This is a genomic window from Tsukamurella tyrosinosolvens (genome assembly GCF_900104775.1).
GTDB lineage: Bacteria > Actinomycetota > Actinomycetes > Mycobacteriales > Mycobacteriaceae > Tsukamurella > Tsukamurella tyrosinosolvens.
Genome location: NZ_FNSA01000003.1, coordinates 491,502 through 505,243, shown reverse-complemented (window position 1 = coordinate 505,243; position 13,742 = coordinate 491,502). Strand labels below are relative to the sequence as shown.

The 13,742-nt window shown below is 71.0% G+C and carries 13 protein-coding genes; 9 read left to right on the top strand and 4 right to left on the bottom strand.

Annotated features, from left to right (window positions below; translation table 11 throughout):
* Positions 1-13: 13 nt before the first annotated feature.
* The 3 genes from BLW32_RS03755 (at position 14) to BLW32_RS03745 (ending at position 2,947) form a co-directional block, all read left to right on the top strand.
* Positions 14-1,528, top strand: a complete 1,515-nt coding sequence (locus BLW32_RS03755; protein WP_331710744.1) for a sugar porter family MFS transporter — start codon at positions 14-16, stop codon at positions 1,526-1,528.
* 1 nt (position 1,529) lies between these two features.
* Positions 1,530-2,480 carry a PfkB family carbohydrate kinase gene (locus BLW32_RS03750; protein ID WP_068523604.1) on the top strand — a complete coding sequence of 317 codons (951 nt, stop codon included), beginning with the start codon at positions 1,530-1,532 and terminating at the stop codon, positions 2,478-2,480.
* A 107-nt stretch (positions 2,481-2,587) separates the two neighbouring features.
* Positions 2,588-2,947, top strand: coding sequence for a hypothetical protein (locus tag BLW32_RS03745; protein WP_068740710.1), 360 nt, complete (start codon positions 2,588-2,590; stop codon positions 2,945-2,947).
* An 82-nt stretch (positions 2,948-3,029) separates the two neighbouring features.
* On the opposite strand, the gene BLW32_RS03740 is transcribed toward BLW32_RS03745, so the two are convergent.
* Positions 3,030-4,316 (bottom strand): adenylosuccinate synthase, encoded by a 1,287-nt coding sequence (locus tag BLW32_RS03740; RefSeq protein WP_068523601.1) that lies wholly within the window; start codon positions 4,314-4,316, stop codon positions 3,030-3,032.
* Between the two features lie 83 nt (positions 4,317-4,399).
* Here BLW32_RS03740 and BLW32_RS03735 point away from each other — a divergent pair, with 83 nt between their 5' ends.
* Entirely contained in the window at positions 4,400-5,044 is a 645-nt protein-coding gene (locus BLW32_RS03735) for a hypothetical protein (RefSeq protein ID WP_068740709.1), read from the top strand.
* Positions 5,045-5,053: 9 nt separating this feature from the next.
* Here BLW32_RS03735 and BLW32_RS03730 read toward each other — a convergent pair whose 3' ends face one another.
* Complete coding sequence (locus BLW32_RS03730) at positions 5,054-6,232, bottom strand: FUSC family protein (protein WP_068523598.1); 1,179 nt, start codon at positions 6,230-6,232, stop codon at positions 5,054-5,056.
* Complete coding sequence (locus BLW32_RS03725) at positions 6,192-6,611, bottom strand: DUF3151 domain-containing protein (protein ID WP_068523596.1); 420 nt, start codon at positions 6,609-6,611, stop codon at positions 6,192-6,194. Before BLW32_RS03725 ends, BLW32_RS03730 begins: the two co-directional genes overlap by 41 nt.
* Before the next feature lie 98 nt (positions 6,612-6,709).
* Between BLW32_RS03725 and BLW32_RS03720 the strand changes: the two genes are divergently transcribed.
* On the top strand, positions 6,710-8,896 hold the full coding sequence (locus tag BLW32_RS03720; RefSeq protein WP_068740708.1) for an Rv0361 family membrane protein: 2,187 nt from the start codon (positions 6,710-6,712) through the stop codon (positions 8,894-8,896).
* Positions 8,893-9,399, top strand: a complete 507-nt coding sequence (locus BLW32_RS03715; protein ID WP_139286057.1) for a flagellar biosynthesis protein FlhF — start codon at positions 8,893-8,895, stop codon at positions 9,397-9,399. Before BLW32_RS03720 ends, BLW32_RS03715 begins: the two co-directional genes overlap by 4 nt.
* Positions 9,400-9,407: 8 nt before the next feature.
* Here BLW32_RS03715 and fbaA read toward each other — a convergent pair whose 3' ends face one another.
* Positions 9,408-10,436 carry a class II fructose-bisphosphate aldolase gene (fbaA, locus tag BLW32_RS03710; RefSeq protein WP_068523591.1) on the bottom strand — a complete coding sequence of 343 codons (1,029 nt, stop codon included), beginning with the start codon at positions 10,434-10,436 and terminating at the stop codon, positions 9,408-9,410.
* A gap of 47 nt (positions 10,437-10,483) precedes the next feature.
* On the opposite strand from fbaA, the gene BLW32_RS03705 reads away from it, so the two are divergent.
* The 3 genes from BLW32_RS03705 to BLW32_RS03695 are packed head-to-tail and all read left to right on the top strand — an operon-like array spanning position 10,484 to position 13,742.
* On the top strand, positions 10,484-12,355 hold the full coding sequence (locus BLW32_RS03705; protein WP_068740706.1) for a Na+/H+ antiporter: 1,872 nt from the start codon (positions 10,484-10,486) through the stop codon (positions 12,353-12,355).
* Positions 12,356-12,374: 19 nt separating this feature from the next.
* Positions 12,375-13,097, top strand: coding sequence for a DedA family protein (locus BLW32_RS03700; protein WP_225535871.1), 723 nt, complete (start codon positions 12,375-12,377; stop codon positions 13,095-13,097).
* A gap of 9 nt (positions 13,098-13,106) precedes the next feature.
* Complete coding sequence (locus BLW32_RS03695; protein WP_068523587.1) at positions 13,107-13,742, top strand: DedA family protein; 636 nt, start codon at positions 13,107-13,109, stop codon at positions 13,740-13,742.

The window sequence follows — 13,742 nt, the reverse complement described above, 5'->3', positions numbered from 1 at the left end:
GCGACGGCCCGCGGTGCGGCTGCCGACCAGTCGATTCGTGTTTGCTTCCGATCGTTCTGCGGTGGTGAGCGTTTCAGTTGTTATCGCTCGGGGTGCCGCGGCGGGCGCCTACGTTCGGAGCATGAAGGCACTCGTGATCAGGAGCGCCGTCGTCGCGGCGACCGGCGGACTCATCTTCGGATTCGACACGGCGGTGATCTCCGGCGCCGAGGAGCAGATCCAGGAACAGTTCCACCTGTCCGACGCGGCGCTCGGCTTCACGGTGACCACCGCGCTCATCGGGACCATCGTCGGTGCGATCGTGTCCGGCCGGCTCGCGGACCGATTCGGGCGGAAGAAGGTGCTGTACGCGATCGGCGTGCTGTACGTCGTGAGCGCCGTGGGCTGCGCGTTCGCCCCCACCTCCTCGGTCGAGGTGCTACAGGCGTTCCGGTTCCTCGGCGGCCTCGGCATCGGCGCGTCGAGCGTGTGCGCCCCGATCTACACCGCCGAGATCGCGCCGCCGAAGTTCCGCGGACGACTCGTCGGCCTGGTGCAGTTCAACATCGTCCTGGGCATCCTGGTGGCCTACGCGTCGAACGCGATCATCCGCACGATCCTCGGCGACGACCCGAACGCCTGGCGCTGGATGCTCGGGGTCATGGTCGTGCCGGCGGTGCTGTTCCTGGTCATGCTCCCGACGGTGCCGGAGACGCCCCGCTGGCTCGCCGGCCACGGCGACCTCGCGGCGGCGCGCGCCACTTCCGAGCGGCTCTGCTCCACGCCGGCGGAGGCCGACGCGCAGATGGCGGAGATCCAGGAGACGCTCGCCGCCGAGCAGGGCACCGAGAAGTCGAAGTTCTACACCCGCGGCCACCGCAAGGTGATCCTCCTCGCCGTCGCGATCGCCTTCTTCAACCAGATGTCCGGCATCAACGCGATCCTCTACTACGCGCCGCGCGTCATGCAGGACGCCGGCGCCAGCACCAACGCGGCGTACCTGATGTCCGTCGCGGTCGGGGTGATGAACCTCGTCGCCACGATGGCCGCTCTGACGGTGATCGACCGGCTCGGGCGCCGCCGGCTCATGCTGGTCGGCTCGGTGGGCTACCTGGGCTCCCTCGGCTTCATGGCATCGGTGATGTTCTACTACGAGAGCGACGGCCGCTCGTTCGACAGCACCTCGTCGATCCTGGTCCTCCTGGGGCTGATGGTCTTCATCGCCTCGCACGCCTTCGGCCAGGGCGCCGTGATCTGGGTGTTCCTCTCGGAGATCTTCCCCAACAGCATCCGCGGGCGCGGGCAGGCGCTCGGTAGCCTCACGCACTGGGTGTGGGCCGCCATCACGAGCTTCGCGTTCCCGCCCATCATCGGCGCCTTCGGCGGCGGCGTCGCCTTCTCGATCTTCTTCGGGTTCATGGTGCTGCAGCTGCTCTGGGTGATAAAGGTGATGCCGGAGACCAAGGGCATTCCGCTCGAGGAGATGGCCGAGCGGCTGGGCCTCGAGGCGGACGAGACCGCCCCGCCACCGGCCACGAAGGGGAACTGAGATGACCGATCGGACGCTGTGCCTGGGTGAGGCACTCGTCGACGTCGTACTGCGCGACGGTGCCGAACCGTCCGAGCACGTGGGCGGGAGCCTGTTCAACGTCGCGTGCGGGCTGGCGTCGCTGGGCGACCCCACGTCGATCCTGTCCTGGTGGGGGCGGGACGTGCGCGGCCACCGCATCGCCGAGACCGCCGCCCGGGCGGGCGTGGACGTCGTCCCCGGGTCCGACGGTGCCGCCAACACCCCGCTCGCCTACGCGCACGTCGACGCCGAGGGCCGCGCGACGTACGAGTTCGACCTCACGTGGGAGGTGCCGCCCACCTCGTCGCTGGAACGCTACGGACACCTGCACACGGGCAGCTTCGCCGCGACGCTCGCGCCGGGGTCCGACGGCGTCGCCGACGTGGTGCGCCGGATCCGGGACCATGCCACCGTCTCCTACGACCCGAACATCCGGCCCGCGCTGATGGGCACGCCCGCCGAGGTGCTGCCGCGGGTGATGGAGATGATCGCGCAGGCCGACGTGGTGAAGGCCAGCGACGAGGACATCGCCTGGCTGCACCCCGACGAGCCCGTCGAGGACGTGATGCGCCGCTGGATCGCGGCCGGCCCGGCGATGGTGGTGCTGACCCGCGGCCCCTGGGGCGCATACGCGCTGCTCGCCGGCAACCGGGACATGCTGCACGTCGACCAGCTGACCGTCGAGGTGGGCGACACCGTCGGCGCGGGCGACTCCTTCATGGCGGGCCTCGTGTCCGGCCTGCTCGACGCCGGGTACCTGGGCTCGCGGTACGCCGCCCGCCGGCTCCGCGCCGCACAGTGGAGCGACGTGCAGCCGGCGCTGCACCGCGCCGTCATCACCTCCGCGCTCACCGTGAGCCGGGCCGGCGCCTACGCACCGTCGATGGACGAGGTGCACGCCGTGCGCGCGCAGGACCCCACGCTGCGCTGACGGCGCGGGTCGGATTCGCAGCGGGCTGCCAGCCGATCCCCAGGGAGGCGTCGCATCATCGGTGCCAGCGCGGTCACGGTGACCGCACCGACCGAAGCGAGAATCCCATGACCGAGCCCACCGATCCGCAGCCGACGCCCACCGCGCCGATCCCGCCCGCGGCTCCGCCGGCCGCCGCGAGCCCCGCCCCGCCGGAGGCGGCACCGTCGACGGCCGGGCCGTCGAGGAAGCTGCTCATCGCGGCGATCGTGTTCGGGCTCATCGGGATCAGCGGCGTCAGCTTCACCGCGGGGTACTGGGTGAACGAGGTCGCGGGGTCGCACAAGGGCCACTCGATGCAGCACCGCGGGCCCGGCGGCAACGACGCCCAGCGGCACGGTCCCGGCCGCGGCGAGGGGCCGCGGATGTACCGCGTGACCCCGACCGCCACCCCCTCGGCGACGCCGACCCCGGCCCCGACGCCCTAGGACTCGTCCGAAACCGAGCCTGAGCGGAGCGACGATGGAAATGCTTCGCCGCGGCCTCGAACAGGCTCGGTTTCAGAACACCTCAGACGATGGCGCGGCGGACGATCGTCTCGTCGCGGCCCGGGCCCACACCGATGCAGGAGATGTGCGCGCCCGAGAGCTCCTCGAGCCGCAGCACGTAGTCCTGCGCGTTCTTCGGCAGGTCCTCGAACGTGCGGCAGCCGGAGATGTCCTCCCACCAGCCGGGCATCGTCTCGAAGATCGGCTTCGCGTGATGGAAATCGGTCTGGTTGGGCGGCATCTCGTCGTACCGCACACCGTCGATCTCGTAGGCCACGCAGATCGGGACGTTCTCGATGGAGCTGAGCACGTCGAGCTTGGTGAGGAAGTAGTCGGTGATGCCGTTGACGCGGGTCGCGTAGCGGGCGATCACGGCGTCGAACCAGCCGCAGCGACGCGCGCGGCCGGTGGTGACGCCGACCTCGCCGCCGTGCTTGGCGAGGTACTCGCCCCACTCGTCGAAGAGCTCCGTCGGGAACGGGCCCGAGCCGACGCGGGTCGTGTACGCCTTGAGGATGCCCAGCACCGTCGTGATGCGGGTGGGGCCGATGCCCGAGCCCACCGACGCGCCGCCGGACGTGGGGTTCGACGAGGTGACGTACGGGTACGTGCCGTGGTCGACGTCGAGCAGCGTGCCCTGCGAGCCCTCCAGCAGCACCGTCTCGCCGCGCTCCAGCGCGAGGTTCAGCTCGAGGCGGGTGTCGGCGATGCGGTGCTTGAAGCTCTCGGCGAGCTCCAGCGTCTCGTCGACCACCTGGCGCGCGTCGAGGGCGCGGCGGTTGTAGATCTTGGTGAGCACCTGGTTCTTGAACTCCAGTGCCGCTTCGACCTTCTGAGTGAGGATCGACTCGTCCAGCACGTCCTGCGCGCGGACGCCGACACGGGCGATCTTGTCCTGGTAGCAGGGGCCGATGCCGCGGCCGGTGGTGCCGATCTTCTTGTTGCCGAGGAAGCGCTCGGTGACCTTGTCGATCGCCACGTGGTACGGCATGAGCAGGTGCGCGTCGGCCGAGAGCAGCAGGTTCGACGTATCGACGTCGCGCGCCTCGAGGCCGTCGAGCTCGGCGAGCAGGACCGACGGGTCCACCACGACGCCGTTGCCGATGACGTTCTTCACGCCGGGGGTCAGGATGCCCGACGGGATGAGGTGGAGCGCGAACTTGTCGCCGTTCGGCAGGACCACCGTGTGGCCGGCGTTGTTGCCGCCCTGGTAGCGGACCACCCACTGGAGCTTCTCGCCCAGCAGATCCGTGGCCTTACCCTTGCCTTCGTCGCCCCACTGGGCGCCGATCAGAACGATCGCGGGCATGACAATTCCCCTTCCGGCTCGGTACTCACCTGAAGAATCACCTGGATAACGTCGAGCCGTGCCGCAACCTTACAGTAGGTGCGGTGAGCTCCGTGACCCAGAGCACCGTCGTGGTGCGCGCCCCCGATGTCCGCATCCCGGGCAGCCTCCGCGACCTCGAAACGATCACCGTCGACCTCGACTCCGCCAAGGCGGAACTGAAGCAGAAGCTGACGTTCCCGAAGCGGATCGTGGTCGCGGGGCCCGATGACCTGCTGGCGGCGGTGATCGCCCGGCTCATGGCGTCGGAGCGGCTCGATGTGGAGGTGGCGTACGTGCCCACCGAGAACTCGCACGCATCGTCGATCTACCCGCCGGGCGATCCGCTCACGGGTACGCCCCGCGCCGTGCCCCTGATCCGCGACGACCGCGGGTTCGTCCTGGTGGGCAAGGCCAAGATCACGGGTCCCGACGGCGGGCCGCTGACCGGCGAGACCTTCGTCGACTCGGAGAAGCTGTTCACCGGGCAGGCGAAGGCCGTGATCGTGGAGCCCTTCGGCGCGGCGGGCGAGACGGGCGGGGTCCGCGCCCGGCTCGCGAAGGGCGTGCGCCGACGGTGGCTGTCCGGTCGCGCCGCGCAGACCGGCGGGCTGGAGCTCGTCGTGACGCGCGACGGCCGCACCGATCCGAGCGTCGTGACCCGCGCGACCTTCTACCGCAACACCGACGACTGGCTGCTCATCAGCTGAGCCCGGGCGTCACTCGGGCGGCTTCGGGGCGTCCTTCTTCTTCGGCACGTCCCGCATCTGCGCGACCGCCGAGGTGCGGGAGAGGCCCGCGACCTGCAGCAGGTCGACGATCGTCGAGCGCAGCTGGCCGTAGATCATCACCTCGTTGAGCGTCTCGCTCTCCTCCAGGTGCAGGGCGTTCGCGCGGCGCGCCGAGGACCGCAGGACGCGCGCGGCCTCAGCCTGGTCCGGCTGCATCCCGGGCTCGGCGAGGACCACGTCGCGCAGGGTCTTGAACGCGTCGGCCAGCCTCCCGATCTCGGTGACCAGCGCCGGGTCGATCTTCTCGCCCGCCTGGTTGGAACCGAGTGCCCGCCGCGCCATGACCCGGATGTTGCGCACGGCGTTGTCGAGAGGGTCGGCGATGGCCTGCAGCTTGTCCATCCGCTGCCGCGAGCTCCAGAACATCGGCGAGACCTTGGTGATCTCGATGCCGCCGGCGAGGTCGCTGGAGAGCTGGTCCAGGTCGGGTTGGGTGGCGCGGGCGGTCTCCAGCGCCCATTCGAGCGAGGAGATGTCGCGGTCGGTCAGACCTGCGGCGACCGAGGCGACGACGCGGCGCATGGTGTCGAGGACCTTCGCGGCGTCCTTGCGGGGCCGCCGCGCGGGATTGTTCGGGATGAGCGCCACGATCACCACGCCGACGAGGCCGCCGATGAGGGCGTCGAGCATGCGGGTCCAACCGCCCGTCGAACCGGGCGGCAGCAGCGTCGCGACCAGCACCGCCGACGACGCCGCCTGCATCGGCACGAGCGGGCCGCGGTCGGCGAGCACGGCGACGGCCATCGCGATCGCCACGACGAGGGCCAGCTGCCACGGCCCGGTCCCGATCACCGAGATCAGCAGGTCGCCCACGCCGATGCCGACGGTGACGCCGCCCACCAGTTCCAGCGACCGACGCAGCCGCTGGTTGAGCGAGAGCCCCAGCGAGATGATCGCGGCGATCGGCGCGAAGAACGGCGAGACGTGGCCGATCACGTCGTTCGCGATGAACCACGCGATGCCGGCGGCGACCGCGCACTGCAGAATCGGCAGCTTGGCGTTCCAGAGCCGCTTGGTGCGGCTCTGGATCACCTGCGGCAGCGCATTGTGCCGCCGGAGGAGTCGGCTACGCGCCGAGTCCGAGGGCGCCGGCGGCTTCGGGGTCACAGTCGTTCAACAGGTCCAGGCAACGGAGGTACTCGTCTTCCTCGCCGATCGACTGCGCGGCGCGGGCCAGCGCGGCCACCGCCCGCAGGAATCCGCGGTTGTTCTCGTGGCTGTAGGGCACCGGGCCGAAGCCGCGCCAGCCCTGGCGGCGCAGCTGGTCGAGGCCGCGGTGGTAGCCGGTCCGCGCGTAGGCGTAGGCGGTGACGGCCTCGCCCGCGTCGAGCGCGCCCTCGGCGAGCACGGCCCACGCCAGCGACGAGGTGGGGGTGTCCGCCGCGACCTCGACGGCCGGGCGGCCTTGGTTCAGCTGGAGTTCCGGCTCTTCGTCGATGTCGAGCAGGACCGGGGGCGGGCCGAGGAGATCTCCGAAGGACGTCATTGCTCCAGTCTTCCACGCGACGCCCGGAGAAGGGCGGACGACGTGCGTGCCAGCGCAACGCGGGGGTCGCGCCGGGTTCGCGCCCGCTAGGGTGTCAGGTGTTCCGCGTGCGGCGCGCCGCCGCGGAGGAGGAACGATTCACGAACGAGGGGATGGCGGAAGCGATGGCGCGGGATGACAACCGGGGACCACTCTCGCGACTTCGTGACCTGCGTGGACGCCTCGCCTCCTGGCCCGCCGCGCCCCTGCACGACCACCACCCCGAGACCGCCGGCTCGCTCGGCAGCGCGCCCGCCGACGCCGTGACGCCGTCGCACTCGGACTCGCTCGCCAAGCTCGTCGAGGACACCGCGCCCGCGCCGACCCCTGGCGAGGCGGAGACCGTCGCCATCCCCGTCGACGGTGCCGCCGCGTCCGCCGGGGCCGACGCCGAGAGCACCGACGAGGCCGGCGGGGCGCCGTCCGAGGCGGAGACGCGGGTGCTGCCCGCCGCCGGTCGCGCACTGGACGACGAGGAAGGGCCGGTCGAGCACGACGCCGACGAGGATGCCGCCGCCGAAGCCGACGAAGCGGACGAGGACGACGCCGAGGCCGACGCTGCGGATGCCGGGAGCGACGAGGCCGCGGGGGCTGCGGCGTCGCCGCTCCGGACCGTCGGGCCGGTGGTGACCACCTCGCCCGCCGCCGACGAGTCGGAGACCACGGTGCTCCCCGTCGTGCAGCGGCCCAGCACCGCCGAGACCACCGCCTTCCCCGCGCAGAGCCGCCCGGCCGAGGAGACTCCCGCGGAACCCGCCGAGGATGAGGCGAGCGCTGACGAGGCCGTCGCCGACGAAGGCGCGCAGGAGGCGGACGAGGCTGCGGCGACGTCCGAGACCGACGAAGCCGACACCGACACGGACACCGATCAGGTTGCGGCCGACGCGGTCGCGGCCGACGCAGACGGCACCGACGAGGACGGCCCGGAGCGCGCGGACGGGTCCGACAGCGCCGAGGACGCGGACGGTGCGGACGGCCCCGGTGGCGCAGATGCGGCTGACGGCGCGGACAGTGCGGACGGGTCCGACGACGCCGACGACGACGGCCCCTCGGTCGCCGCCGCGGCCGCCGGGGTTGCGGGAGCCGCTGCCGTCGTGGCAGGCGCTGCCGCGGTCGCCGACGAGGATCAGGACGACGACGCCTCCGCCGAGGACGACGCGACCGCGGACGACGCCGTCGACGAGGACGATGTCACTTCCGAAGCCGCCGAGGACGCCGACGAGGACACCGCGAGCGACGACGAGCCGGAGCCCACTGCGGACGACGCGCCCGTCGCCGACGACGCCGTGGACGACGAAGCCGCCGCGGACGACGACGAGCAGGATCCCGCCGTCCAGGACGAGACAGCCCAGGACGACGCGGACCAGGACGAGGCGGCCGACGAGGGCGACGCGGAAGCCTCCGACGAGGACGGCGCCGACGAGGCGGCGTCGCCGCTGCGCACCGTCGGACCGGTCGAGACCGAGGCGCCCGCGCCGGAGGCGACCGCCGAGGACGAGGCGGACGGGGCCGCACCCGACGAGGCCACCGCGGCCGACGACGCAGGCGACGTCGACGAGGCGGACGCGGCTGCGACGACGGCGATCCCCGTCGCGGAGCGGCCCGACCAGGCGATCATCGACACGGAGCAGAACGAGCTGCCGGACGCGACGCCGGCCACGGAGGCGATCCCCGTCGCGCCGCTCGCTGCGCCCGCAGCGCCCGGTCCCGACCTCGCGAAGCCCCGGGCGCCGCAGGAGAGCGCGGGGCGGCAGTCGCCCGAGTACTACGCGCCGGCCGGCGGGCAGGACGCACCGTCGAAGGGCAAGCGGACGCTGTGGATCGTCGCGGCCGCGGTGGTGGCGGTCGTGGTGATCGTCGCGGCCATCGCACTGCTGGTGCCCAAGTCCGGTTCCGGCTCGTCGAGCGACCCGCGGCAGCAGGCGGCCAACGCGACGACGTCGTTCATCGACGCCGTGGGCCGCGGCGACCTCGCCGCCCTGCGTGCGCAGACCTGCGGCAACGCCAAGGCCTACTACGACGGTCTGGGCGACGACCAGTGGCAGCGCGTCTACGGCAACGCCAAGGCCGACGGCCTGCTCCCCGAGCTCGACGGCCTCCAGGCCGTGGACGTGCGGGGCGAGAAGGCCGAGGTGCAGGTCGAGGTGCACTACGCCAACAAGCCGAGCGCGAAGGTGCGCAACACCCTCACACTGGAGAAGGACGCGGACACCTGGAAGGTGTGCACCCGCGTCGGGGCGCGATGAGCACCCCGTCGGAGGACCCCACCCTCCGTAACCCGAAACCCGTGCCGAAGCCCGAACCCGCGGCCCCCGCGCCGCGGCCGGCACCGTCCGAGCCCAAGCTCGCGTACTCCGAGGTCCCCGACCGGCCCACGCCCCGGACCGACCGGATCGCGCGCGGCGCGGGCCGCGTGACCCCGCCCCGCCGCACGGCGACCCCGCCGATGGCGGCCCCGCACCGGATGGCGCCGCGACCGCACCCGACGCACGGCGCGCAGCAGCACCGTCCGCCCGCACAGCAGGCCCGCGCACAGCAGGCGAACCAGGCCCGGCCGCCGCAGGCGCAGTCCCGTCCCGCCCGGCCCGCCGGGCCGGCGCAGGGCGCACCGTCGAACCCGCCGGCCCCGCAGGCGCAGAACCCGGCCCCGGAACGCGCACGGCCGCGGCTCACCGGCCCGGAGTGGGCGGCGGCCGCGGCCATGATCGTGCTCGTGCTGGCCGTCCTCCTGGGACTGGCGCTGGCCTGAGCCGCTCGTTACTTCGCGCTGATGGACTTGCCGGCGGAGTGCAGGTCGTTGCAGGCCTCGACGACGCGCTCGGCCATCGAGGTCTCGGCCTTCTTCAGGTAGGAGCGGGGGTCGTAGACCTTCTTGTTACCGACCTCACCGTCGATCTTGAGGACACCGTCGTAGTTCGACAGCATGTGCCCGGCGACCGGACGGGTGAACGCGTACTGGGTGTCGGTGTCGACGTTCATCTTCACCACGCCGTAGGACAGCGAGTCCTCGATCTCCGACTTCAGCGACCCCGACCCGCCGTGGAAAACGAAATCGAACGGCTTGCTCCCCGCCGGCAGCCCCAACTTCTCGGAGGCCACCGCCTGACCGTCCCGCAACACCTCCGGACGCAGCTTCACATTCCCCGGCTTGTACACACCGTGGACGTTGCCGAACGTCGCCGCCAGCAGATACCCCTCCGCACCCAGCGCGTCGACGGTCTTCGCGAAATCCTCATCCGAGGTGAACAGCTTGTCGTTGATCTCGTTCTCGACGCCGTCCTCCTCACCACCGACCACACCGATCTCGATCTCCAGGATGATCTTCGCCGCCTTCGCCTTCGCGAGCAGCTCCTGGGCGATCTCGAGGTTCTCCTCCAGCGGCACCGCCGACCCGTCCCACATGTGCGACTGGAACAACGGATTGCGGCCGGCATCGACGCGTTCCTGCGAGATCGCCAGCAGCGGCCGCACATACGAATCGAGCTTGTCCTTCGGGCAATGATCGGTGTGCAGGGCGACGGTCACGTCGTACTGCGCCGCCACCACATGCGCGAACTCCGCCAACGCGACCGCACCGACCACCATGTCCTTGACCCCCAGACCGGAACCGAACTCGGCGCCGCCCGTGGAGAACTGGATGATCCCGTCACTGCCCGCATCGGCGAAACCCTTGATCGCCGCGTTGATCGTCTCACTGGACGTGCAGTTGATCGCCGGGTAGGCGTAACCGCCCTCACGGGCGCGGTCCAGCATCTCCCGGTAGGCCTCGGGGGTGGCGATGGGCATGTCTGTCCTCCTGAGCGGTTCGGCGTTTCAGTGAAAGACTATCGCCCATGGAGCTCGCTGTTGGGCTGGTCGCCCTCGTCGCCACGGTTCTGGTGGTCAGTGCATTCTGTGACCGTCTCGGTCTCGCCGCGCCGTTGGTGCTGACGGTGGTGGGCATCGGGGTGTCGTTCATCCCCGCGGTGCCCGACGTGCCGCTCAATCCCGACGTGGTGCTGCTGGGTCTGCTGCCACCGCTGCTGTACGCGGCGGCGTCGAAGGCCTCGCTCGTCGATTTCAAGGAGAACATCCGGCCCATCGGGATGCTGTCGGTCGGGCTGGTGCTGTTCACGGCCGCGGCCGTCGGCGTCGTGACCTCGTACCTCCTCGACATCCCGTTCGCCGCCGGGCTGGCGCTCGGCGCCATCGTCGGGCCGCCCGACGCGGTGGCCGCGACCGCGGTGGGCCGGCGCATCGGCCTGCCCCGCCGCGTGACGACCCTGCTCGAGGGCGAGTCCCTGTTCAACGACGCCACGTCGATCGTGCTGCTGCGGACCGCGATCGCGGCGGTCGCGGGCACCATCGGCTTCTGGCAGGTCCTCGGCTCGTTCGCGCTCAGCGCGGTCGGCGGCGTGGTCGTCGGCGTCCTCGCCGCCCTGCTGATCCGGTTCGCGCTGCGCCGACTGACGGACCCGGTGCTCACCACCGGTATCAGCCTGATCAGCCCCTGGATCGCCTACCTGCCGGCCGAGCACATCCACGCCTCGGGTGTGGTGGCGACGGTCGTCGCGGGACTCATCGTCGCGTACCGGGCACCCACCGATCAGACGGCCATCGGCCGGATGTCGGCGCGGATCAACTGGAGCACCATCCAGTTCCTGCTGGAGAACGCCGTCTTCCTGCTCATCGGCCTGCAGATGCGAACGATCTTCGAGGGGGCGGACAACTCGCCGATCGGGTGGCCGCTCATCATCACGACGTGCATCGCGGTGATGCTCACGGTGATCCTCGCGCGGATGGTGTGGTGCGCGCCGTCGGCCCTCATCGCGATCAAGGTGGACGACGCCGACGAGCGGCTCACGGCCGGCGAGACGACGGTGCTGTCGTGGGCCGGGATGCGCGGCGTGGTCACGCTGGCCGCGGCGTTCATCCTCCCGCTCGACTTCCCCGACCGCGAGGTGCTCGTCTTCGCCGCCATGGTCGTCGTGGCCGGCAGCCTCCTGATCCAGGGGTCGACGCTGCCCGCGCTCGCCAGGCTGCTCAAGGTGCAGGGGCCGAACGCCCGCACCGATGCGCTGCAGCAGGCCGTCGTCATGCGGGCCGCCCTCAACGCCGGCCTCGCGCGACTCGACGAGATCGCGGCGAGCCCGGAGAACACCGTGCCCGCCACCGTGCTCGACGGGGTGCGGGAGCACACGATCAACCGCGAGCGCGCGTTCTGGGAGCGGCTCGGCCCCGACTCCGCGAACACCCCCGCCGCCCAACTCCGCGCGATCCGGCTGCAGATGATCGCCGCCGAGCGCGAGGAGGTGTTGCGGATGCGCGACGCCGGCCAGGGCGACCACGAGGTCCTCGAGCAGGTGCTGTCCAACTTCGACGTCGAGGAGGCGATGCTGGAGGTCTCGGCCGTCCGCAGCGAGCGCATCGCGGTGGCCGAACTGCTCACCCCGCCGTGGGCGCAGGACGAATGTGACCATCTTCGCGTTTCGGACGATTTCGCCGACCCGGTGCCGCTCAGCGAGACCTGTCTCGAGTGCATCGCGGCGGGCCAGAACCCCGTCGCCCTGCGACTGTGCCTGACCTGCGGACACGTCGGCTGCTGCGACTCCTCCGAGGGCAAGCACGCGACCGTCCACCACGAGCACACCAATCATCCCGTGATCCGCAGCTTCCAGCCCGGGGAGTCCTGGCGGTGGTGCTACATCGACGAACTCCTGAAATAGAGCCGGTATCCTGGTCGGCGTGCCTCTCAACGACCTGACTCTGGCCGCCTCGACCACCATGCAGGCGTTCGCCCTCAAGGACATCACCGATCCGGTGGCCGTCCTCAACGCCTTCGGCGGCATCGCCCTGGTGGGCCTGCTGCTCGTGGTGTTCATCGAATCCGGCGTGCTGTTCCCGGTGCTCCCGGGTGACTCGCTGCTGTTCGTCGCCGGCCTGCTGACCGCGGCCGGGACCGGCACCGCCGTCGGCGAGGCGACGTACACGGGCTCAGCGATGTCGCTGCCGGTGCTGTTGATCGCGACCCCGATCGCGGCGATCCTCGGCTCGCAGGTGGGCTATTTCATCGGCCGGTTCGGCGGCGAGAAGTTCTTCAAGCCCGACGCCCGCTTCCTCAAGACCAAGTACCTCGACGAGTCGCACGAGTTCTTCGAGAAGTACGGCCCCGCCACGCTGATCCTCGCCCGCTTCGTCCCGTTCGTGCGCACCTTCGCGCCGATCGCCGCCGGCGCCGCGAAGATGAGCTACGCCAAGTTCGTCATCTGGAACGCGATCGGCGCCGTGATCTGGGCCGACGGCATCCTCCTGCTGGGCGTGTGGCTCGGCAAGATCGACTGGGTCCGCACCAACATCGACAAGATCTTCATCGGCATCGTGCTGGTCTCCGTGCTGCCCATCGTGTGGGGCGTCGTCAAGAAGTACCTCGCGGGGCGGCGCGCCACCGCCGCCGATACCGGCGCCTAGGCCCCATCCGTGCTCGAATTCGTCCAGACCGCCGGGCCGGTGATGATCTGGCTCGTCGTGGCCGGATTCGTGTTCTGCGAGTGCGCCTTCATCATCGGGCTGTTCCTCCCCGGCGATTCGCTGCTGCTCACCGCCGGCCTGGCCATGGCCACCACCGGCCACTCCGCGATGTCCGTGTGGGGACTCGCGCTGGCGGCCTTCCTCGCGGCGATCGCCGGCAACCACGTGGGCTACGGCATCGGCGTCAAGATGGGCGATCACGTGCTCGCCAAGCAGGACGGCCGCTACCTCAACGCGCACAACCTGCACCGGGTCAAGGAACTGATGGACAAGCACGGCTTCTTCTCCGTGCTCATCGCCCGCTGGATCCCCTGGGTCCGCACGCTGTGCCCGCTGGTCGCCGGCGCGGTCGGCATGGACAAGCGGAAGTTCACCATCGCCTCGGTCCTGGGCTCACTGATCTGGGCGCCGTTCCTGTTGCTCGTGGGCTACTACGCCTCCTCGGCGCTGCAGGACTACAAGTGGATCCTCGACTGGGCGCTGCGCGGCATGATCGTCATGCTCGTCGCCGGCACGATCGTCGGGATCGTCGGCTACCGGCGCGAGATGCGCAAGCCGAACGTCACCGTCGACCTCGACGACTGA